At 67.4% G+C, this 19710-nt stretch carries 15 protein-coding genes and 6 pseudogenes; 7 read left to right on the forward strand and 14 right to left on the reverse strand.

Translation table 11 applies throughout. From position 1 onward, the window contains the following. Positions 1-12 precede the first annotated feature (12 nt). The 9 genes and pseudogenes from AC24HA_RS02050 to AC24HA_RS02090 all read right to left on the reverse strand — a co-directional run bounded on the left by AC24HA_RS02050 (position 13) and on the right by AC24HA_RS02090 (position 7699). A pseudogene (locus AC24HA_RS02050) lies at positions 13-1331 on the reverse strand (ISL3 family transposase). Positions 1332-1445: 114 nt separating this feature from the next. After that, a pseudogene (locus AC24HA_RS02055) lies at positions 1446-1571 on the reverse strand (IS3 family transposase); the annotation flags it as partial. Between the two features lie 140 nt (positions 1572-1711). Continuing rightward, on the reverse strand, positions 1712-2122 hold the full coding sequence (locus AC24HA_RS02060; RefSeq protein WP_135537774.1) for a GlcG/HbpS family heme-binding protein: 411 nt from the start codon (positions 2120-2122) through the stop codon (positions 1712-1714). Between the two features lie 9 nt (positions 2123-2131). Then, positions 2132-3442, reverse strand: coding sequence for an ISL3 family transposase (locus AC24HA_RS02065; RefSeq protein ID WP_487563570.1), 1311 nt, complete (start codon positions 3440-3442; stop codon positions 2132-2134). A gap of 235 nt (positions 3443-3677) precedes the next feature. Next, positions 3678-4202: a hypothetical protein gene (locus AC24HA_RS02070; protein WP_487563571.1), complete on the reverse strand. Its 525-nt coding sequence runs from the start codon at positions 4200-4202 to the stop codon at positions 3678-3680. A 5-nt stretch (positions 4203-4207) separates the two neighbouring features. Further along, complete coding sequence (locus AC24HA_RS02075) at positions 4208-5578, reverse strand: chymotrypsin family serine protease (RefSeq protein WP_487563572.1); 1371 nt, start codon at positions 5576-5578, stop codon at positions 4208-4210. 254 nt (positions 5579-5832) lie between these two features. Continuing rightward, positions 5833-6354: a hypothetical protein gene (locus AC24HA_RS02080; protein ID WP_487563573.1), complete on the reverse strand. Its 522-nt coding sequence runs from the start codon at positions 6352-6354 to the stop codon at positions 5833-5835. A gap of 80 nt (positions 6355-6434) precedes the next feature. Further along, positions 6435-7223 (reverse strand): transposase, encoded by a 789-nt coding sequence (locus AC24HA_RS02085; RefSeq protein WP_487563511.1) that lies wholly within the window; start codon positions 7221-7223, stop codon positions 6435-6437. A gap of 158 nt (positions 7224-7381) precedes the next feature. Then, on the reverse strand, positions 7382-7699 hold the full coding sequence (locus AC24HA_RS02090) for a transposase (protein ID WP_143914768.1): 318 nt from the start codon (positions 7697-7699) through the stop codon (positions 7382-7384). Positions 7700-7984: 285 nt separating this feature from the next. On the opposite strand from AC24HA_RS02090, the pseudogene AC24HA_RS02095 reads away from it, so the two are divergent. The 3 genes and pseudogenes from AC24HA_RS02095 to AC24HA_RS02105 all read left to right on the forward strand — a co-directional run. After that, positions 7985-8605 (forward strand): annotated as a pseudogene (locus tag AC24HA_RS02095) (transposase); the annotation flags it as partial. A 97-nt stretch (positions 8606-8702) separates the two neighbouring features. Beyond that, positions 8703-10013 (forward strand): ISL3 family transposase, encoded by a 1311-nt coding sequence (locus AC24HA_RS02100; protein WP_487563570.1) that lies wholly within the window; start codon positions 8703-8705, stop codon positions 10011-10013. Between the two features lie 3 nt (positions 10014-10016). Further along, positions 10017-10724 (forward strand): annotated as a pseudogene (locus AC24HA_RS02105) (ISL3 family transposase); the annotation flags it as partial. Positions 10725-10992: 268 nt separating this feature from the next. On the opposite strand, the gene AC24HA_RS02110 reads toward AC24HA_RS02105, so the two are convergent. Further along, on the reverse strand, positions 10993-11934 hold the full coding sequence (locus AC24HA_RS02110) for a GlxA family transcriptional regulator (RefSeq protein ID WP_425710294.1): 942 nt from the start codon (positions 11932-11934) through the stop codon (positions 10993-10995). Positions 11935-12042: 108 nt separating this feature from the next. On the opposite strand from AC24HA_RS02110, the gene AC24HA_RS02115 reads away from it, so the two are divergent. Both AC24HA_RS02115 and AC24HA_RS02120 read left to right on the forward strand, forming a co-directional pair. Then, a complete protein-coding gene (locus tag AC24HA_RS02115) occupies positions 12043-12354 on the forward strand; it encodes a putative quinol monooxygenase (protein ID WP_068102119.1) in 312 nt (103 codons plus the stop codon). Between the two features lie 243 nt (positions 12355-12597). After that, positions 12598-13323, forward strand: a pseudogene (locus AC24HA_RS02120) (transposase); the annotation flags it as partial. Here AC24HA_RS02120 and AC24HA_RS02125 read toward each other — a convergent pair. After that, positions 13316-14213, reverse strand: a protein-coding gene (locus tag AC24HA_RS02125) for an IS5 family transposase (RefSeq protein WP_487563524.1) whose coding sequence is annotated in 2 segments (ribosomal slippage) — positions 13316-13861 and positions 13863-14213 — 897 coding nt in all. Because the reading frame shifts where the segments join, the coding sequence is not laid out codon by codon here. The pseudogene AC24HA_RS02120 and the gene AC24HA_RS02125 overlap by 8 nt on opposite strands. Positions 14214-14262: 49 nt before the next feature. Between AC24HA_RS02125 and AC24HA_RS02130 the strand changes: the two are divergent. Then, positions 14263-14853 (forward strand): annotated as a pseudogene (locus tag AC24HA_RS02130) (transposase); the annotation flags it as partial. Between the two features lie 132 nt (positions 14854-14985). Here AC24HA_RS02130 and merA read toward each other — a convergent pair. Next, positions 14986-16350: a mercury(II) reductase gene (merA, locus tag AC24HA_RS02135; RefSeq protein WP_425710209.1), complete on the reverse strand. Its 1365-nt coding sequence runs from the start codon at positions 16348-16350 to the stop codon at positions 14986-14988. 86 nt (positions 16351-16436) lie between these two features. On the opposite strand from merA, the gene AC24HA_RS02140 reads away from it, so the two are divergent. Further along, positions 16437-16862, forward strand: a complete 426-nt coding sequence (locus AC24HA_RS02140; protein WP_425710210.1) for a heavy metal-responsive transcriptional regulator — start codon at positions 16437-16439, stop codon at positions 16860-16862. Positions 16863-17109: 247 nt separating this feature from the next. On the opposite strand, the gene AC24HA_RS02145 is transcribed toward AC24HA_RS02140, so the two are convergent. Then, positions 17110-17424 carry a metal-sensitive transcriptional regulator gene (locus AC24HA_RS02145; RefSeq protein WP_425710211.1) on the reverse strand — a complete coding sequence of 105 codons (315 nt, stop codon included), beginning with the start codon at positions 17422-17424 and terminating at the stop codon, positions 17110-17112. A gap of 50 nt (positions 17425-17474) precedes the next feature. Further along, complete coding sequence (locus tag AC24HA_RS02150) at positions 17475-19622, reverse strand: heavy metal translocating P-type ATPase (protein WP_425710212.1); 2148 nt, start codon at positions 19620-19622, stop codon at positions 17475-17477. Between the last annotated feature and the right edge of the window lie 88 nt (positions 19623-19710).

A 19710-nucleotide genomic window follows, 5' to 3' on the forward strand; every position in this document is an offset into this window, starting at 1 on the left:
ATTGGGTGGGGATCAAGGGCTGAGGCCGCCTGCGGCGAGGAGCATTCTGAGGCGGTAGTTGCCTTGGTTGCGGTAGCCGCGGGCGAGGCGGTGGAGCTCGATGATGCCGTTGATGGCCTCGGTGCCGCCGTTGTTGGTCCGGCCGGTGGTGAAGTAGGCCAGGAACGCCGCTCGCCAGCGGCGCAGGGTGCGTCCCAGGCGAGCGATCTCGGGCACGGGGCAGGACCGCAGCGTGTCGAGGACCTTCAGCGCGAGGTTCCTGCCCTCGACGAGATTCTCTGTTCGGTAGGCGGCCCGCAGGTCCTGGGCGCAGCGCCAAGCGAGATAGACACCCTGGTGGGCCTGGTCTGCGGTGATCGCGGCGGTGAGTCGATCGAGCTGACGATCGGTGAGGTTCTCGGCCCCGGCCCGCAGCAGTTTCTGGATGCCGTACAGCGGGTCGCCCTTGCGTCCGCGATGGCCCAGAGTTTCCTGCTGGACGCGACGACGTGCCTCGTCCACGGCTTGCGTGCCGAGCTTGACGACGTGGAATGCGTCCAGGACGGCCACGGCGTCTTCGAGACGGTCATCGCGGCCTTGTAGCCGGCGAAAGGGTCCAGGGCGGCGACCTGCACGCCGGAGCGGAAGTGCTCGCCGCGTTCGGTGAGCCAGTTCCTGTAGGCCGTCCCTGACCGGCCGGGGACGAGGTCGAGCAGCCGGGCACGCACTCGCCAGTTGCCCTTCGCATCGCGGTGACGGGTCAGGTCGACCATCCCGGTCAGCTCTTTCGGGCCGCGCCTACGGGTGTCGACGTGGTGCCAGATGTGCTCGTCGACCCCCAGGGACCGCACGCCGCCGAACCGGTCCTCGTCGTCGGCCATCGCTTCCAGGCGGGGCCGGATCGCGCGCCACAACGTCTTCCACGCCGTCCCGAGCCGACGGGCGAGGCCCTGGATCGTGGCGTGCTCGCGACGCAGCTGACCTATTGCCCGCTCGATCGCCCGGCAGGTGATCGATCCGCGCGGAGCGACCAGACCGGGATGCTGCTCGACGACCATCCCGACCGGGCAGTGCGGGTCGGGGCACCGCCAGGTCCGTTGACGCCACAGGATCTGCACCGGCACCACCGACGGCACGTCGCGCAGGACCCGCCGTCGTCGGCCACGGCTGGGCGCGATGACACCGCAGGCCGGGCAGCCCATCAGCTGCCACGGCGTAGAAACAGTGACCCTCACGACCGCGTCCGTCCGCTCGACGGCCTCGACATGCAGCCCGGGGATTCCGACCAGCTCGTCACAGCGGTCGCAGGGATCAGTAGAAGGCGCGTCCGGGCACCACGTAGCGTTGGGCATCGTCGAGGTCCTCGAGCAGAGCAGTTGCTTGGTCGCTACTGATCATCGAGGACCTCGACCCCTACCCCCGGATGCTCACCCCCGCGCGTCACCCTCCCCACCCAATGTCCGAAGAGCCCCCAATCCGAGCCGCTCGGCCACGGCCTTCGACGCGGCCGTCACCGACGGGTAGTCCTGCTGGTGCTCACGCACCATCCGCACCGCGCGCTCACGCAGCTCGGGATCGATCTTCTTCGGCATGGTGCTCATCCTCCTGGACTCAGAAGGGAGCGGCATCAAAGCTGGGGCGCTTCACAACCGTGGTACACGAGAGCACGCATGGTGCGGCTCCTTCGGTGGGTGGGCTGCCGGCCGGGGGCCGGGTTCGGTGCGGGTCGGTCTCAGAAGGCGCTGGCGGCGGCTTCGGCGACGGCCTGGTCTTGGTCACCGGTTCCTCCGCTGACGCCGACGGCGCCGACGACCTGGCCGTCGCGCTCGAGCGGGATGCCACCGGCGAAGATCATCACCCGACCGTCGTTGGAGGCGTGGATGCCGTAGAACTGCTCACCGGGTTGGGCGAGGTCGCCGAGGTCTTTGGTGGCTGTGTCGAACGCGCGGGCCGTGAAGGCTTTGTTGATCGAGATGTCGATGCTGCCCAGCCACGCTCCGTCCATCCGTACGTGAGCGACGAGATTGCCGCCGGCATCGACGACGGCGATGTTACTGGGCTGACCCTGCGTGCTGGATTCAGCTTCTGCTGCCGCGATGACACGTTTGGCGTCGTCCAACGACAATGTAGGAATAGATAGCATCAATTGGGCTCATCGCAGTTGAGGGTGTAGGTGGGGTCTGAATCCTCCTGCTTCGAGCAGGCTGCGGGCGGTGTAGTGGGTCAGGTTCCGGAAGCCCAGTGCGGAGCCGCGCAGGTGCTCGAGCCGCCCGTTGATCGCTTCGGTCGGGCCGTTCGACGTGCCGGGTCGATCGAAGAACGCGAGCACGTCGTTGGCTCGCTGCTTGAGGGTGCGGCCGAGGCTGCGGATCTCGACGAGCGCGGCAGGGACGCCGCCGCGCAGGGCGTCGATCACGGCCCGCATCGCCAGTTTCGCCTTGTTCTTGTCGGGCTCGCGGTAGGCGGCCACGATGCGCTGGTAGATGCCCCATGTCGCCTCGACCGCGACGTGCTCGTCGCTGGCGAACAGCGCCTCGAGACGGGCGTACTGCTTCTCGGTGAGCAGACTGGCGCCGGTGTGGAGCGCGCGGCGCGCCTTGTAGAGCGGATCGCCGGCGCGGCCGCGATGCCCGAGCGTGTCCTGCTGCACCCGCTGCCGGCACCGGTCCAGCGTATTGCCGGCGAGACGGACGACATGGAACGGGTCCATCACCGGTACCGCGTCAGGGAGCTCTTCCGCGCTAGCGGTCTTGAACCCGCTGAACCCATCCATCGCGACCACCTCGACCCCGTCCCGCCACTGCTTCGGGCGACCCGCGAGCCACTGCTTGAAGACGGCCTTCGAGCGGCCCTGGACCATGTCCAGCAGCCGGGCGGGACCAGACTTCTCGCGGACGGGGGTGAGATCGATGATCACGGTGACGTACGTGTCGCCCAATCGCGTGTGGCGCCAGACGTGCTCGTCGACACCGATCGTGGTCACCCCGTCGAATCGGGCGGCGTCGTCGATCAGACGCCGCCTGCCCTCGGCGATGATCGCGCTGTTCGCGGTATGCCACGACACCCCGAGACCGGCCGCGGCCCGCGAGACAGTGAGATGGTCGACGACGATCGCCCCCAGCGCCCAGTCCAGCCCGCCGCGAGAGATCTTCGCCCGCGGGGCTGCTGCCGCCGTGGTGTCCTGCCGCCACGTCTTCCGGCAGTGCTCGCATCGGTAACGGCGCACCCGCACATGCAGGACCGTGGGCCGTCGTCCGAACGGCTCATGCGCAAGCCGACGAACCACCGTGTCCCGCGGCACGCCCTGCGCCCCGCACGCCCGGCACCACGGATCGTCCTCGACGACGCGGCACTCGATCACCGCCCGACCCGTCTCAAGACGTTGTCCCACAGCTTCGAGACCAAGTTCATCGAGGCGGCAGAACGTGGTGAGGCACGGCGCGGCATAGGTAGCGTTGAACACGTCGAGGTCTTCCGGATGGCGAGCGTAGGAACTTCCATCATCGGGGGACCTCGACCCCTACCCGGCTACCGCCACACGCACCCTCTCTACACCCTCAACTGCGAAGAGCCCTGTAGGCCCTTCGCAATCGACGGTGTAGCGGCGCGGTGAGAGCGTGGCGTCGACATCGCCATCACCTTCGTATCGATGAGGAGAGACGGTCCAGCGGTCTACCGCTACAGACCGATCGGGCCCATCAGGACCGCTCGAAGGAGAGGAGCACGGCCGTCGGCGGCTCGGACTCGGCGTCGGTGACTCGGAACGTGATGTCGCCGGCGTCGAACCATCCGTCGCTTACGCGTGTGATCCCCATGTCGTCCGCGGTGGTGCTGCCCTCGAGCGTGAGGGTCAGGATCTCGTCCGCCCAGGTGTAGGGGATCCCGGCCTGAGGAGTGCCCTCGTCGTAGATATATACCGACCCTTCCGAGAGTCCGGTCGCCACGACAAGCTCGCCGCCGTCGGGTTGGATAACTGGCTGGTCTTCCAGCACGTACGTGACGCCGTCCTCGACAAGCCCGGCCCCGAGCTGTCCCCGTGTGAGCTCGACCGACTCCTCCTCCGCCCCCTCAGTGGGTGACACGCTCGCCGACTCGGAGGGCACCTCGCCGCGGCCTGGCACATCCGTTGTCGATTCCTCCTCGTCTGCGCCGCCGCAGGCGGTCAGCACCACAGCCGCCGCCAGCGGGACCGAGAAAATCCACAATCGGCGCAATGCGCGCATCACCATCACCTCGTATCGATCAGCAGAGTCTGGCCAGCTGTGGCTTGGTAATGCTTGTGGACATACGAGATCGGCGTGAAGTACGAATATCCCCGGGAGTTGTTATTTCCGCCAGAAAGTGCGGGGCATGACCTTGCACTACCTTTGTGCAGGCCAACAGCGACGTATTCGCCGTTCGCCGCTCCCCACTGGTGCGTCCAGGCACCGCCGGAGTCGCCATCGCACGCGTCGTAGTCATTAACGTAGACAAATCCGTCGAACGTTGCCGAGGAAATCGTCCCGCACATGTCACCCGCGCGAGTTGCACGCGCGAAAAGGCAGACCGTGTCGCCGCTCTGCAGCCCTACCGAGCCTGCTGTGTACCAGTCGAGCGGAATCGGATCGTTGTTGAGCCGGATGGGACCCGCGAGGGTAGGGGACGGGTGCGGTAGGCGATCCTGCATCGGACTGGTCAGCCAGCCACGCGATCCCTGCAACCAATAGGAACTCTCAATACGCACTCGAGCAAAGTCATACTGGGGAGTTCCATTCGAGTTCTCGAAACTCTCACGCACGCGGCCGATGTTCTGTTCCCCATGCCATACCATGCGATTGCGAATCTCTGTGTCCCCGCCGCCATCGCGATGAAAACTCGTGAGAAGCCAGCGGCTTCCGTCAGCGGCGGTCATGGTGTATCCAGCAGAAAAAACACCAACTCCATTATCGGGAGGAAGCGTCGTTCTGATGTCGATGCCCCCACGGAGTGGTTGCCCGCATGCGTCGGTCGCCGTGCACACATCCTCCTCCGAGCCTAAGATCGGGTCCTCCTGGATGAGGACGGTGCAGTCCGGGCACGGATTGTCGGTAGTGATCACCGTGTCGGAGGTGATCGCGTCGTCGATCGTCGGCTGCGTGGCGGTCGTCTGCACGTCCGCCGCGGACGACACGTAGATGAGCACGCTGTTGGTCTCGAGCCCGACGTATGCGCCCGTGAAGGACGGCACCTCCGGAGGTGGGGAGGCATTCAGGAAATCGGCGAACTCCTCCAGGTCACTGCCCGAGTGATCGACCCGCACCGTGTCCATCTCGAACGGCACATCGACCGCGGCCTCCTCGACGTGCGCGTCGCACTCCTCGGTGGTCGTAAAGACCGACATCACCCCGGTCGCCGCATCGTGGGAGAACCCGCCGATGCAGTCCGCGTGCGCCTCGTACAGGTCGTCCCGGAAGAACATCCGGTCCATCGTCTGATCGACGTGGACAATAGCCTCCTCCTCGGTCAGACCCAGGTCACGCATGGTGACGTTGACCTGCTCCGCCCACATCGGATCCGCGTCCGGCATCGTGTCCAGCCTCGTCATCTCCTCCAGCGACGCCCCCGCGGGCATCTCAGCCACCGAGGTGGTTGTTGCCCCCGCCGCGGCTGAACCAGCCACTGCCACCAGCGCAGCTGCACTCACCACGCCCGTTCGTCTCGTCCGTTTCACGCCCGCCCCGATCGTCATTGGCTCAGAACTTGCCTGCCCAGAGCACGCTGCCCCATGCGGTCCGTCGAATCAATTGACGTAATGACTTTGTTATCAAGCATTCGCTGGCCGGACACCGCTTAGTTGGGCGGGTTCAATCGGTCGTTGCAACAACTGAGGTTTTCTCACCGGAAGGGCTGATGGTGCGGCCGGACACGCGACGCGACATGGTCAGAAGTCACATACAAACGGCTTGCACCAATCACTGGCGCCCGCTCCCGTGGAGAGGACCTGGGCACCAGGACCGTCGTAGTACCAGACCGCACGCTCTCAGCGGTCTTGCGCATCGCTCCCCCTGACCGTTCCGCGCCGGCGATGCGCGCGGCGTGCGGCGTGCGGCGTGCGGCAACAACCCATCCGACGGTGTACAGCACGATGACCGCAAGCAGAGCCAGAAGTTCAAACCACATCTCCTCTCCGCCGACGAGGGCGACCACGACGAAGACGACGAACACGATGAGCGCCAAAATGAGGGTGGTACGAAGGCCACCGGTGCGGAACCTCTCTGCCTTGTCGCTCTCGGGCTCCTGCGGCGCCTCGACTCCAGGCAGGACGTCGGCGATGGACCCACTGTCCCTCACCTCTTCGGCAATGTAGCGCCGGATGGCGTCTGCGGTCTCGGCGGTCAGCGTCGTCTCCGTGCCCACGACGCTACCCAGTTCGTCGACCCGAGGCTCGGTTCCAGTGATTGCACCCGGCCCGTCGCCATACGTGAGAGTGTCCCGCGTCAAGTAGTTGGCAGGGATTTGATGGTTTGAAAGGTCGGGACGGTGGGGTCGGCCAGGCCGAGGTGGACTTCCTGTGGCCGGTTCCAGGCGAGGGCCTCGTGGGGTCGGATCGTGTTGTACTCGATCCGGTAGTCCTCGGCGTGCTTGGCGAGCATGACCGCGTCGTCGATCTCGTCGAGGTAGAGCCGCTCGTACTTCAGCGTCCCGAATCCGCGTTCGCGTGAGCCGTTCTGCCCCGGCGATCGGACGCGGGTGCGGACGTGTCGCAGTTCGGGGTGGGAGGCGATGAACGCCTCGAACCGGAACGAGCGGAAAGGGCCGCCGTTGTCGGTCACGATCGTGACCACCGGCAGCACCTCACCGGTCTCGGTGTCGACCCCGCAGCGCTCGACCAGCGGGTGCCCGAACAGGGTCTCGTAGTCGGCCAGGGCGAGCTCGACGGCCTCGATCGCGTCGAACTGGTTCGCCGTCGGTGACAGGTGCCAGCGATGCTCGAACTTCGACCAGTAGTCCCGGCACCCCGCGATCCGCCAGGTTCCACCGGCGGTGGTCTCGAACTCGGAGAAGTCGAGCTGCCAGACCTGGTTCGGGCCGGTCGGCTCCTCGGCGAACGCGGCCTTGCGACGCTCGGCGAGCTTGCGTCTCTCCCGCTGGTACTGGCCGGGCAGGATGAGCCCCTGGTCGCGCAGCCGGCGCAGCACGGTCGCCTCGGAGACGACGTGACCGTCGTGACGGACCATCGCCCAGATCTTGCGATGACCCCACACCGGGTGCTTCGCGGCATGCATGTCGATCAACGTGGCCGCGGCGTCCCGGGCCGGGCGCGGATGCGGCCGACGGGCTGGCTCGCCGACGCGGGCGCGTGACTGCCAACGCCGCCAGGTGCGTTCGGGGATGTCGAAGATCCTGCACCACCTCGCGGTCGACATCCCGGCCTCTTCCCGGATCACCTCGAGGTCCTCGAAGGGCCCAACCGGCCCTCCGCGCTCTTCTTCCAGACCCGGATCTCGACAGCGGCCTCACCGAGGGCCTGGGTCAGCTCGACGACCTCGGCCTCGAGCTGCTCCTCGCGGGACGTCGGCCCGTTGCGGCCGGTCGCCAGCGCGGTCTTGCCGGCCTCGAGGAACTCGGCCTTCCACCGGCCGATCGATTGCTCGCTGACCTTCTCGCGGCGCGCGGCCTCGGCGATCGTGAGCTCACCAGCGAGCACGCTCAACACGATCCGAGTCTTCTTCTCGACCGGAATCGAAGGGGGTCTTCCCATGGTTCTGATTCTCCTTCAGGACTGACTCAACAGCCCTGCCAAGAATCTTGACGCGCGACAAGAGTGCCGACGAGCCCAGCGACCAGCATTCGTGCTTCCTCAAGGGGAATGCCGTGCGTCTCGGATAGCTCGGTGCCCAGATCGGTGATATTGGGCTCTTCCGGATTGAGGGTGTAGACGGCCTGGCGCGGTGGTGAGCGAGGTGCCGGCGTGTCAGCGTCCAGATAGGGGTCGAGGTCTTCCGATGATGGGGGTTCTCACGCCACCCACCGGGAAGACCTCGACGTGCCTGACGCTACCTTCGCCCGCCCTGATCTGACCACGTTCGCTCGTCTGGACGAGCTCGGCTTGGAGGTCGTCGGCCAGCGCATCGAGCCTGGTCGGGCGGTCCTGGCCTGCCGGGTCGTCGAACCGGACAGCTGGTGCCGGCGGTGCGGGTGCGAGGGCGTCGCGCGGGACACCGTCACGCGCGAGCTCGCTCACGAGCCGCTGGGGTGGCGTCCCACGACGCTGGAGGTGAGGGTGCGTCGGTACCGGTGCACGGGCTGCGGGCACGTGTGGCGTCAGGACACGACCGCCGCGGCCGAGCCGCGCGCGCGGCTCTCCCGCCGCGGGTTGCGGTGGGCGCTGGAAGGGATCGTGTGCCAGCACTTGAGTGTCGCTCGTGTCGCCGAGGGGCTGGGGGTCTCGTGGAACACCGCCAACGCCGCGGTCCTGACCGAAGGACGCCGCGTCCTCATCGATGATCCGACCCGGTTCGACGGCGTCAGCGCCATCGGTGTCGACGAGCATGTCTGGCGCCACACCCGCCGCGGCGACAGGTTCGTGACCGTGATCATCGACCTCACCGCTGTTCGCGAGGGGACCGGCCCGTCCCGGCTGCTGGACATGGTGGCTCTTCGCAGTTGAGGGTGTAGAGAGGGTGCGTGTGGCGGTAGCCGGGTAGGGGTCGAGGTCCCCCGATGATGGAAGTTCCTACGCTCGCCATCCGGAAGACCTCGACGTGTTCAACGCTACCTATGCCGCGCCGTGCCTCACCACGTTCTGCCGCCTCGATGAACTTGGTCTCGAAGCTGTGGGACAACGTCTTGAGACGGGTCGGGCGGTGATCGAGTGCCGCGTCGTCGAGGACGATCCGTGGTGCCGGGCGTGCGGGGCGCAGGGCGTGCCGCGGGACACGGTGGTTCGTCGGCTTGCGCATGAGCCGTTCGGACGACGGCCCACGGTCCTGCATGTGCGGGTGCGCCGTTACCGATGCGAGCACTGCCGGAAGACGTGGCGGCAGGACACCACGGCGGCAGCAGCCCCGCGGGCGAAGATCTCTCGCGGCGGGCTGGACTGGGCGCTGGGGGCGATCGTCGTCGACCATCTCACTGTCTCGCGGGCCGCGGCCGGTCTCGGGGTGTCGTGGCATACCGCGAACAGCGCGATCATCGCCGAGGGCAGGCGGCGTCTGATCGACGACGCCGCCCGATTCGACGGGGTGACCACGATCGGTGTCGACGAGCACGTCTGGCGCCACACGCGATTGGGCGACACGTACGTCACCGTGATCATCGATCTCACCCCCGTCCGCGAGAAGTCTGGTCCCGCCCGGCTGCTGGACATGGTCCAGGGCCGCTCGAAGGCCGTCTTCAAGCAGTGGCTCGCGGGTCGCCCGAAGCAGTGGCGGGACGGGGTCGAGGTGGTCGCGATGGATGGGTTCAGCGGGTTCAAGACCGCTAGCGCGGAAGAGCTCCCTGACGCGGTACCGGTGATGGACCCGTTCCATGTCGTCCGTCTCGCCGGCAATACGCTGGACCGGTGCCGGCAGCGGGTGCAGCAGGACACGCTCGGGCATCGCGGCCGCGCCGGCGATCCGCTCTACAAGGCGCGCCGCGCGCTCCACACCGGCGCCAGTCTGCTCACCGAGAAGCAGTACGCCCGTCTCGAGGCGCTGTTCGCCAGCGACGAGCACGTCGCGGTCGAGGCGACATGGGGCATCTACCAGCGCATCGTGGCCGCCTACCGCGAGCCCGACAAGAACAAGGCGAAACTGGCGATGCGGGCCGTGATCGACGCCCTGCGCGGCGGCGTCCCTGCCGCGCTCGTCGAGATCCGCAGCCTCGGCCGCACCCTCAAGCAGCGAGCCAACGACGTGCTCGCGTTCTTCGATCGACCCGGCACGTCGAACGGCCCGACCGAAGCGATCAACGGGCGGCTCGAGCACCTGCGCGGCTCCGCACTGGGCTTCCGGAACCTGACCCACTACACCGCCCGCAGCCTGCTCGAAGCAGGAGGATTCAGACCCCACCTACACCCTCAACTGCGATGAGCCGACATGGTCCAGGGCCGCTCGAAACACGCCTTCAAGCAGTGGCTCGCGGGCCGGCCGCAGGACTGGCGCGACGGGGTCGAGATCGTCGCGATGGACGGCTTCACCGGGTTCAAGACCGCCGCCGCCGAAGAGCTGCCCGACGCGGTCGCCATCATGGATCCTTTTCACCTGGTCCGCCTCGCTGGCGACGCGCTCGATGACTGCCGGCGCCGTGTCCAGCAGGACACCTGCGGGCACCGGGGCCGCAAGGGCGATCCGCTCTACGCCGCCCGCCGGACCCTGCACACCGGCGCCGACCTGCTCACCGAGAAGCAGTCCCAGCGCCTGGAGGGCCTGTTCGACGGCGACACCCACGTAGCGGTCGAGGCCGCCTGGGCCGTCTACCAGCGCATGATCGCCGCCTACCGCGTCCCCGACCGCGCACATGGTCGCCAGCTCATGGCCCAGCTCATCGACTCCGTCAGCTCCACCGTGCCAGCCGCCCTGACCGAGCTGCGCAAGCTGGGCAGGACCCTGAAGCGCCGCGCCGCCGACGTGCTCGCCTACTTCGACCGGCCCGGCACGTCCAACGGCCCCACCGAGGCCATGAACGGCAGGCTCGAGCACCTGCGCGGCTCGGCCCTCGGCTTCCGCAACCTGACCAACTACATCGCCCGATCACTACTCGAGACGGGCGGATTCCGACCCCAACTACACCCTCGAATGTGAAGAGCCGGTTTCGGCCGCCTTGACCTGAGCGCCTTCGCGTCTCATCCCAATCGACCCTGATCGAGTCTGCTGACCCCCTCGACGAGAACGCAGCGACACATCACAGCCACCCGACCCCGACCGTCCGGGAAGCCGGGGCACGTCACATGGCCTGTGCTGCGGGCGTGTCGAGTGGGTCGTCCAGGGGCGACGCAGTAGCGTCGACGCGACGTGCTGAGAGGTGGTTCCAGTCGAGCACTAGGACACCGGCTACAGGCATGGCGATAGGTCAGGAACGGCGTCGCTCCCTGCGCAGGAGGGAGCGCAGAGTCTCGGCGTTCGCGTAGCCGACCCGTAGCGCGATCTCGGCGGAGGTGAGATCCGTGGTTGCTGAGAGGTGCCGAGCTCGTTCGGTGCGAAGCCGTTGGACGAACCCGAGCGGAGTGAGGTTGAGCGCCGCACGGACTCGTCGTTCGAGGGTGCGCCGGCTGGTGCCGAGCGACTGCGCGACGAAGGCGACGTTGAACGGTTCGTCCAGGCGGGCGCGCACGAAGCGTTCGAACTCGACGACGATCGGGTCCTCGTGCCGGAGATGGTCGTAGGCGACGAAGGTCGCCTGCGACGGACGCTCGTCGATGATGAGGAGCTTGGCGACATGTTGGGCCAGGTCGGGGCTGATCGATCGCACGAGTGAGAGCGCGAGGTCGATGTGGGCGAACGCGGCGCCGGCGGTGACGAGGTTCCCGTCGACCACGACCATGGTGTCGAGATCGAGGGCGACGGTCGGATAGCGCTTCAGGAACTCCGGCCCCAGGAACCAGCTGGTCGTCGCCCGCCGATGATGCATCCGTCCGGTCTCGGCGACGGCGAACACGCCGGTGCACGCCGCGGCGATCCGGGTGGTCGCCTCGTCGAGGCGCCCGAGCGAGGCGATGACCGAACGAGCATCTCGGCTCTGGAGGGCGTCGTGGGTAGCGGCGGCCGTGAGGGTTCCAAGCGCAGGGACGACGACCACGTCGAACTCTGCGGACTCCGACAGCGGGTGGTCCACCGACAGGGTCATCGATGTTGTCGTGGTCACTCGCCGTTTCGGTCCGAGGATGGCGAGTTCGATCGGGTCGATCCGCGGGTCGACATCGCTGCGGGCTCCGTCGGCCACCCGCACGATGTCGATGATCGACGCGACAGCCGAACCGAAGCAGCCGTCGATCGCGATCAGTCCAATACGCATGGCGTGAACAATAGCAACACTGTCGTATACGCCACTTCTCACATGCCCTTGCTCGTCATACGCTGAACTCGCTTCACCAAGAAACCTCGACACCTAGGAGAACCCCTCATGTCCACACCCGCATCACTTCCGTATGCCTTCGTCGCCAAGATCGTCGCGGCCGATGGACAGCACGACGCGCTCGCCGATCTGCTCGCCGGCGCTGTCGCCCTCGCCAACGAAGAAGTAGGAACGATTGTCTGGTTCGCGGTCAGGACCCACGCCGACACCTTCTGGATCTTCGATGCATTCCCCGACGAGGCCGCTCGCGACGCCCACGCCAACGGCGCCATCGTCGCAGCCCTGACGGCCAACCAGCACCTCCTCGGCGCAGCACCCGAGATCCTGCCGGCCGACGTCCTCGCGTCCAAGCTCCCGTAGTCCGCCCACGCACGTTCGCAACGCGAAGCACAACACGAGCGCTGTCGGTCACAAACTCAACAGGCAAACCAACGGGCGGCTCTGGAGCGGCTCGAGCCACAAAGCGCACGCCACATTCGAAGGAGCAATTGATGGCTCTTCGCAGTTGAGGGTGTAGAGAGGGTGCGTGTGGCGGTAGCCGGGTAGGGGTCGAGGTCCCCCGATGATGGAAGTTCCTACGCTCGCCATCCGGAAGACCTCGACGTGTTCAACGCTACCTATGCCGCGCCGTGCCTCACCACATTCTGCCGCCTCGATGAACTTGGTCTCGAAGCTGTGGGACAACGTCTTGAGACGGGTCGGGCGGTGATCGAGTGCCGCGTCGTCGAGGACGATCCGTGGTGCCGGGCGTGCGGGGCGCAGGGCGTGCCGCGGGACACGGTGGTTCGTCGGCTTGCGCATGAGCCGTTCGGACGACGGCCCACGGTCCTGCATGTGCGGGTGCGCCGTTACCGATGCGAGCACTGCCGGAAGACGTGGCGGCAGGACACCACGGCGGCAGCAGCCCCGCGGGCGAAGATCTCTCGCGGCGGGCTGGACTGGGCGCTGGGGGCGATCGTCGTCGACCATCTCACTGTCTCGCGGGCCGCGGCCGGTCTCGGGGTGTCGTGGCATACCGCGAACAGCGCGATCATCGCCGAGGGCAGGCGGCGTCTGATCGACGACGCCGCCCGATTCGACGGGGTGACCACGATCGGTGTCGACGAGCACGTCTGGCGCCACACGCGATTGGGCGACACGTACGTCACCGTGATCATCGATCTCACCCCCGTCCGCGAGAAGTCTGGTCCCGCCCGGCTGCTGGACATGGTCCAGGGCCGCTCGAAGGCCGTCTTCAAGCAGTGGCTCGCGGGTCGCCCGAAGCAGTGGCGGGACGGGGTCGAGGTGGTCGCGATGGATGGGTTCAGCGGGTTCAAGACCGCTAGGGCGTGTCTCCTAACCGTTTGAGCCAGAGGGTGATGGCCCGCAGGACGGCGCCGCCGCGGTAGGTCAGGGCGAGCTTGTCGTAGCGGGTGGCCAGGCCACGCCATTGCTTGTCCTCGTTGAAGGCGCGTTCGACGACGTTGCGGCCCTTGTAGTCCTCGATGTCGTAGGTGACGGGCCGCCCGCCCTTGCGGCCACGGCGTTTGCGGTGTCCTTGCTGGTCGGACGGTTCAGGGATGACAGCGCCGATCCCGCGCCGGCGTAGGTGGTGACGGATCGCTCGGGAGGAGTAGGCCTTGTCCCCGCGGACCCGCTCTGGTCGGGTCCTGGGCCGGCCCGACTCGCAGCGAGCGACGCGCAGGTGGCCCATGAGCACCGGGAACATCGGCGCATCACCGCCCTGGCCCGGGCCCACCAGCACGACCAGCGGAAGCCCGCGGCCATCGACGAGGTGGTGGATCTTGGTGCTCAACCCTCCACGGGAGCGTCCGACTGCGTGGTTAGCGGGCTCGATGAGCAGATTCGTGTAGTTCGACGGTGCCCCCTGTGTCCCGCGGGAGGTTCGTGGCGTGCTGATGGGCGCGATTGACCGTGGCGTCCACGCTCACCGCCCAGTCGATCTCCCCGACCGCGTCGGCCTCGGCCAGCAGCACCGCATGGATCTGGTCCCACGTGCCGTCGCTACTGAACCGGCGGTGCCGCTTCCACACCGTCTGCCACGGTCCGAAGCACTCGGGCAGGTCCCGCCACGGAGAGCCCGTGCGGAACCGCCAAGCGATCCCTTCCACGACCTGGCGGTGGTCCTGGAACGGACGACCTCCCTTGCGAGACGGGGCCGGCATCAGCGGTTCGATCCGAGCCCACGCAGCATCCGACAACACACGAGTCCGCGACATGACCCCCACCCTGCCGCCCGCAACCCCAACCAGTTAGGAGACACGCCCTAGCGCGGAAGAGCTCCCTGACGCGGTACCGGTGATGGACCCGTTCCATGTCGTCCGTCTCGCCGGCAATACGCTGGACCGGTGCCGGCAGCGGGTGCAGCAGGACACGCTCGGGCATCGCGGCCGCGCCGGCGATCCGCTCTACAAGGCGCGCCGCGCGCTCCACACCGGCGCCAGTCTGCTCACCGAGAAGCAGTACGCCCGTCTCGAGGCGCTGTTCGCCAGCGACGAGCACGTCGCGGTCGAGGCGACATGGGGCATCTACCAGCGCATCGTGGCCGCCTACCGCGAGCCCGACAAGAACAAGGCGAAACTGGCGATGCGGGCCGTGATCGACGCCCTGCGCGGCGGCGTCCCTGCCGCGCTCGTCGAGATCCGCAGCCTCGGCCGCACCCTCAAGCAGCGAGCCAACGACGTGCTCGCGTTCTTCGATCGACCCGGCACGTCGAACGGCCCGACCGAAGCGATCAACGGGCGGCTCGAGCACCTGCGCGGCTCCGCACTGGGCTTCCGGAACCTGACCCACTACACCGCCCGCAGCCTGCTCGAAGCAGGAGGATTCAGACCCCACCTACACCCTCAACTGCGATGAGCCAGATACAGGCCAATCTGGTGGCGCTCCATCGCTCGGGTCGAGGGGGCCAACGGCACCGTGCCAGTGTAAAGAAGCCCGCACCGGCGACTCGTACCTGGGTACGGGTTCACGCTCGGCGGTCAACGCTGTTCAGGCGCAGCAGCTGGTGGGCATGGTCGAACGGAACAGGCCGGCCGCTATGCGGAGGGCTTCGCTCATCGTGAGGTAGGGCGCCCAGGTGTCCGCCAGGTCCTCGACGGTCAGCCCGAACTTGATGGCGTACGTCGCGGCGAGCATGAGCTCTCCGGCGCCGTCAAGTGCAGCGTGCACACCCAGGACCTTGCGGGTCTGGGCGTCGATGACGAGTTTGAGGACCCCCCGAGTGTCCTGGTTGACCAGTGCGCGCGGGATGTCCTGCGCCCCCAGGATTCGGCAGTCGCAGTCGTGGCCGAGCTCGAGGGCGCGGGCTTCGGTCAGTCCGGCGCTGGCGATCTGCGGAGTCGTGAAGGTGACCCCGGGCAGGCCGCGGTAGTCCACCGTGGAGGGCTCACCCAGCGCACCGGCGGCGGCGACCCGGCCAGTCTTCGCGGCGACGTAAACGTACTGCGGGGCACCGGAGACATCCCCGGCGGCGTGCACGCGGTGGTTGGTCGTGCGCAGGTTCTCATCCACGCGGATGAATCCGCGGGCGTCGGTGCCGATTCCGGCGGCGTCCAGCCGAAGACCGCTGGTGCTGGCGCGGCGACCGGTGGCGATCAACAACCGCTGGCCATGGACGTGAACGCCGCTGTCGGTGGTGACGATGGCCCCTCCGGCGTGAGGCGCTACTTCCCGCCCGTGTTCCTCGATCACCGCGATGCCCTCCTCCTGGAAGGCGGTGCGGAGCACGTCAGCGACCTCGGGTTCAGCGTAGGGGGCGACTCGGCCCACGAGGGTGACGTTCACGCCCAGCTGGGCCCACAGCTGGGCCTGCTCCAAGCCGACGTACCCACCACCGAGCACGACCAGGGAGGTGGGCAGGTTCTGTTGCTCCATGGCGGTGGTCGAAGTCAGGTAGTCGACCGCACCGATACCGGGCAGGTCGGGGATGTGCGGGGTTGCTCCGGTTGCGATGACGTATGCCCCAGCGTGCAACGTCCGGTTCCCGACCTGGATGCTCTGCTCGTCGAGGAACTGCGCGTGCCCGTACATGATGGGAAACCCGTGGGCCTCGGCGACGTCGGCGTACTTCGCCTGGCGCAGGTCCTCGATGAGTCCCTGCTTCTGGGTCATCAGTTCGCCCACCACCGCGCCCTCAGCGCTGGTGGGCACACCACGAAACGGGCTGGCCAAGGCGCGGTGGCGCTGACCGGCGGCGGCTAGCAGGTTCTTGCTCGGGATGCAGCCCACGTTCAGGCAGGTACCGCCGAGCGGACCGTGCTCGATGAGCAGCACGCTCTTGCCCCGGGAGCGCGCCTCGATCCCGGCGGCCATGGCCCCACCTCCGGTGCCGATGACGATCAAGTCGTACTCCATGGACTATCTCTCCTTCGGTCCGCACCCGGTCGCTTCGACCGTAAACCTTCCAGCACACTGGAAGGTCAAGGGCGTACGGTCGAGGCATGCGTATCGGAGAGCTGGCCGCGCAGACCGGTGTGCGTCCCAAGACCATCCGGTTCTACGAGACGGCCGGTGTATTGCCGGCGCCCGCTCGGACCACATCGGGCTACCGGGTCTATGACTCCAGTGCGGTCGACCGTCTCGCGTTCGTCAAGGCAGCCCAGGCCGCCGGTCTGACCCTCGCTCAGGTCCGCGATGTCATCTCGGCGCGGGAGGCGAGCGGAGCACCCTGCCAGCACGTCGCTGCCATGCTGGAGAACCACGCCACCGCCCTCCAAGCGCGCATCACCGCCCTCAGTGACCTGCTCGAGCATGTGCGCCGGCTCAGCCAGCGGGCGACCACACTGGATCCCGGCCAGTGCCTCCCCCAGCACGTCTGCCACGCCATCCCGACCAGCCAACTGACCGACCGCTCCTCCAGCAGCTGAACACCTAAATCCGGTGTCGATCCGCGGATTACTCCGCGCAGGGTCTACCCCAACAAGACGAAGGTAGGCGGCTGCGGTGGGGCTACTAGTTGTGCTGCTCGGGGACGTTGATCAATCGCGTGAAGGGCGGCTTCCGCACGCCGAGCGCGGTCGGTGCTGGTTGTGGTGGTCGATCCGTGCCTCGAGGGCATCACGCCACTCATGCACGCCGCTGAGCGCCCTTCGCGTCCTACCCATGACTGCCTCCTCAGGACTTCACGAGGCGAGTGATGGCCGCGGAGGCTTCCTTGATCTTCTCGTCGGCTTCGGAGCCACCGGTCCTGGCGGCATCCACCACGCAGTGCTTGAGGTGGTCGTCCAAGAGGGCCAGAGCGACGTTCTCCAACGCCGAGGTGACGGCGCTGATCTGAGTGAGGATGTCGATGCAGTAGGTGTCCTCATCGATCATGCGGTGGATGCCGCGTGCTTGTCCCTCGATGCGCTTGAGACGGGCAAGGTAGCGGTCCTTGTCACTGATGTAGCCATGGTCGACTTCGGCTGATGGCGTGGTGATGGTGCCCATCGTGTCTTCTCCTGAGGTGTGCGGTACTCGATCCGGCACCGCCGGGGCGATCACTTGGAGGTGTCCTGGTCAAGGATCTTGGCCGCGCTGGCCTCGGGCGTGAGGTCGAGGCGGCGGAGCAGCTGAGCGTTGAGCGCGACGACGACGGTCGAGACCGACATCAGGATCGCGCCGATGCTCATCGGCAGCACGAACCCGATCGGTGCGAGCACGCCAGCGGCCAGGGGCACCGAGATCAGGTTGTAGCCGGCGGCCCACCACAGGTTCTGCTTCATCTTCCGGTAGCTGGCGCGGGAGAGCTCGATGACGGAGAGCACCGAGCGCGGGTCGGAGGAAGCCAGGATGACCCCGGCGGAACCGATCGCGACATCGGTGCCGGCACCAATGGCGATACCGACATCGGCCTGGGCCAGAGCAGGGGCGTCGTTGACGCCGTCGCCCACCATGGCGACCTTCCTGCCTTCGTCCTGGAGCTCGGCGACCTTGGCAGCCTTGTCCTCGGGCCGCACTCCGGCGAAGACCCGGTCAATGCCCAGCTCCTTCGCGACGGTGTCGGCAACGGCCTGCGCGTCACCGGTGATCATTACCACCTGGGCGCCGGCAGCGTGCAGGGCGTCGACGGCCTCACGGGATTCGGAGCGGATCTCATCGGCCAGCCGCAGCGCCCCGATGACCTCACCGTCGGCCAGGACGTGGAGGATGATCGCGCCCTCGTCCCGCCACTCGTCGGCGACCGACAGTTCCTCCAATCCGTGCTGGTCGAGCAGGTACGGGCCGCCGACCTCGATCACGGAGCTGTCCACTGTTGCCTTGACCCCGACTGCCGGGGAGGAGGAGAAGTCCCGCGCCTTCGCGACTGGAAGCTCGCGGGCACCGGCTGCGCCGATGATGGCCTTGGCCAGGGGGTGCTCGCTGTCGGATTCCGCCGCCGCGGCCAGTGCCAGTACCTCCTCGGCGCTGCGGTTCCCGACCGGTTCGATGGCGGTGACGGTGGGCTCACCCTTGGTCAGCGTGCCGGTCTTGTCGAACAGCACGGCATCGACGGTGCGCATCGATTCCAGGGCGAGCCGGTCCTTGATCAGCACGCCGCCGCGGGCAGCACGCTCGGTGGCGATGGAGACCACGAGCGGGATTGCCAGTCCCAGCGCGTGAGGGCAGGCGATCACGAGCACGGTGACGGTGCGCACGACCGCGGATTCCGGCAGGCCGATAAGACTCCAGACGACTGCGGTGATCAATGCGGCGCCGAGGGCGAACCAGAACAACCAGGCAGCGGCGGTGTCGGCGATCCGCTGCGCGCGCGAGGACGAGGCCTGCGCGTCGGCGACGAGCTTCTGGATGCCCGCCAGGGCGGTGTCGTCACCGGTGGCAGTGACCTCGACGCGCAGCCCGGAGTCGGTGGCGACAGTGCCAGCGACGACCTGCTCACCGGTCTCGCGACGTACCGTCTTCGACTCTCCGGTGACCATGGACTCGTCCATGCTCGCCGACCCGTCGACGATCTTTCCATCGGCGGGCACCGCGGCGCCCGGGCGGACGATGACCACGTCGCCGACGATGAGGTCGGCGGGGGCAACCTTCACGACCTGATCGCCGTCGACCTTCTCGGCCTCATCCGGGAGCAGCGCTGCCAGGGAGTCGAGGGCGGACGTGGTTTGGGCCAGGGACCGCATCTCGATCCAGTGGCCCAGCAGCATGATGACCACCAGCAGGGCCAGTTCCCACCAGAAGTTCAGCTCATGGTCCAGCAGGCGCAGGCTCGCGCCCCAGGACGCGATGAACGCCACCGTGATGGCCAGGCCGATGAGCAGCATCATGCCGGGCTTGCGGGAGCGGATCTCCGAGATTGCGCCGGTCAGGAACGGCCAGCCGCCCCAGAAGTAGATGACCGTGCCCAGGATCGGCGAGACCCACCAGACCCATTCGGCCTCGGGCAGCTGGTAGCCGATGAGGTCGGCGAACATGTCGTTGAACCCAACGACGGGCACGGCGAGAACGAGCATGATCCAGAACAGGCGACGGAACTGACCGACGTGGTCACCATGCCCGGCATGCCCGGCGTGACCACCGGGGGCTTCGTGATCCGCGTGGTCGTGGTGGCCTGCATGACTGTCATGCATGCCCTGGTCGTGTGCATCGTGCGTGCTGTGGTCGTCGTGCGTCGCGGTCTGTGACGCGGTCGGATGGTCGTGGCTCATGCTGTTTTCTCCTTCCTGCGCCCCTGACCGTTCCTGGTTCACCGGGGCGGCGGTCCCGCTCACCCCGGACTGGGGTCGGGGCGAGCGG

The sequence above is a fragment of the Georgenia sp. Z1491 genome, assembly GCF_057652395.1.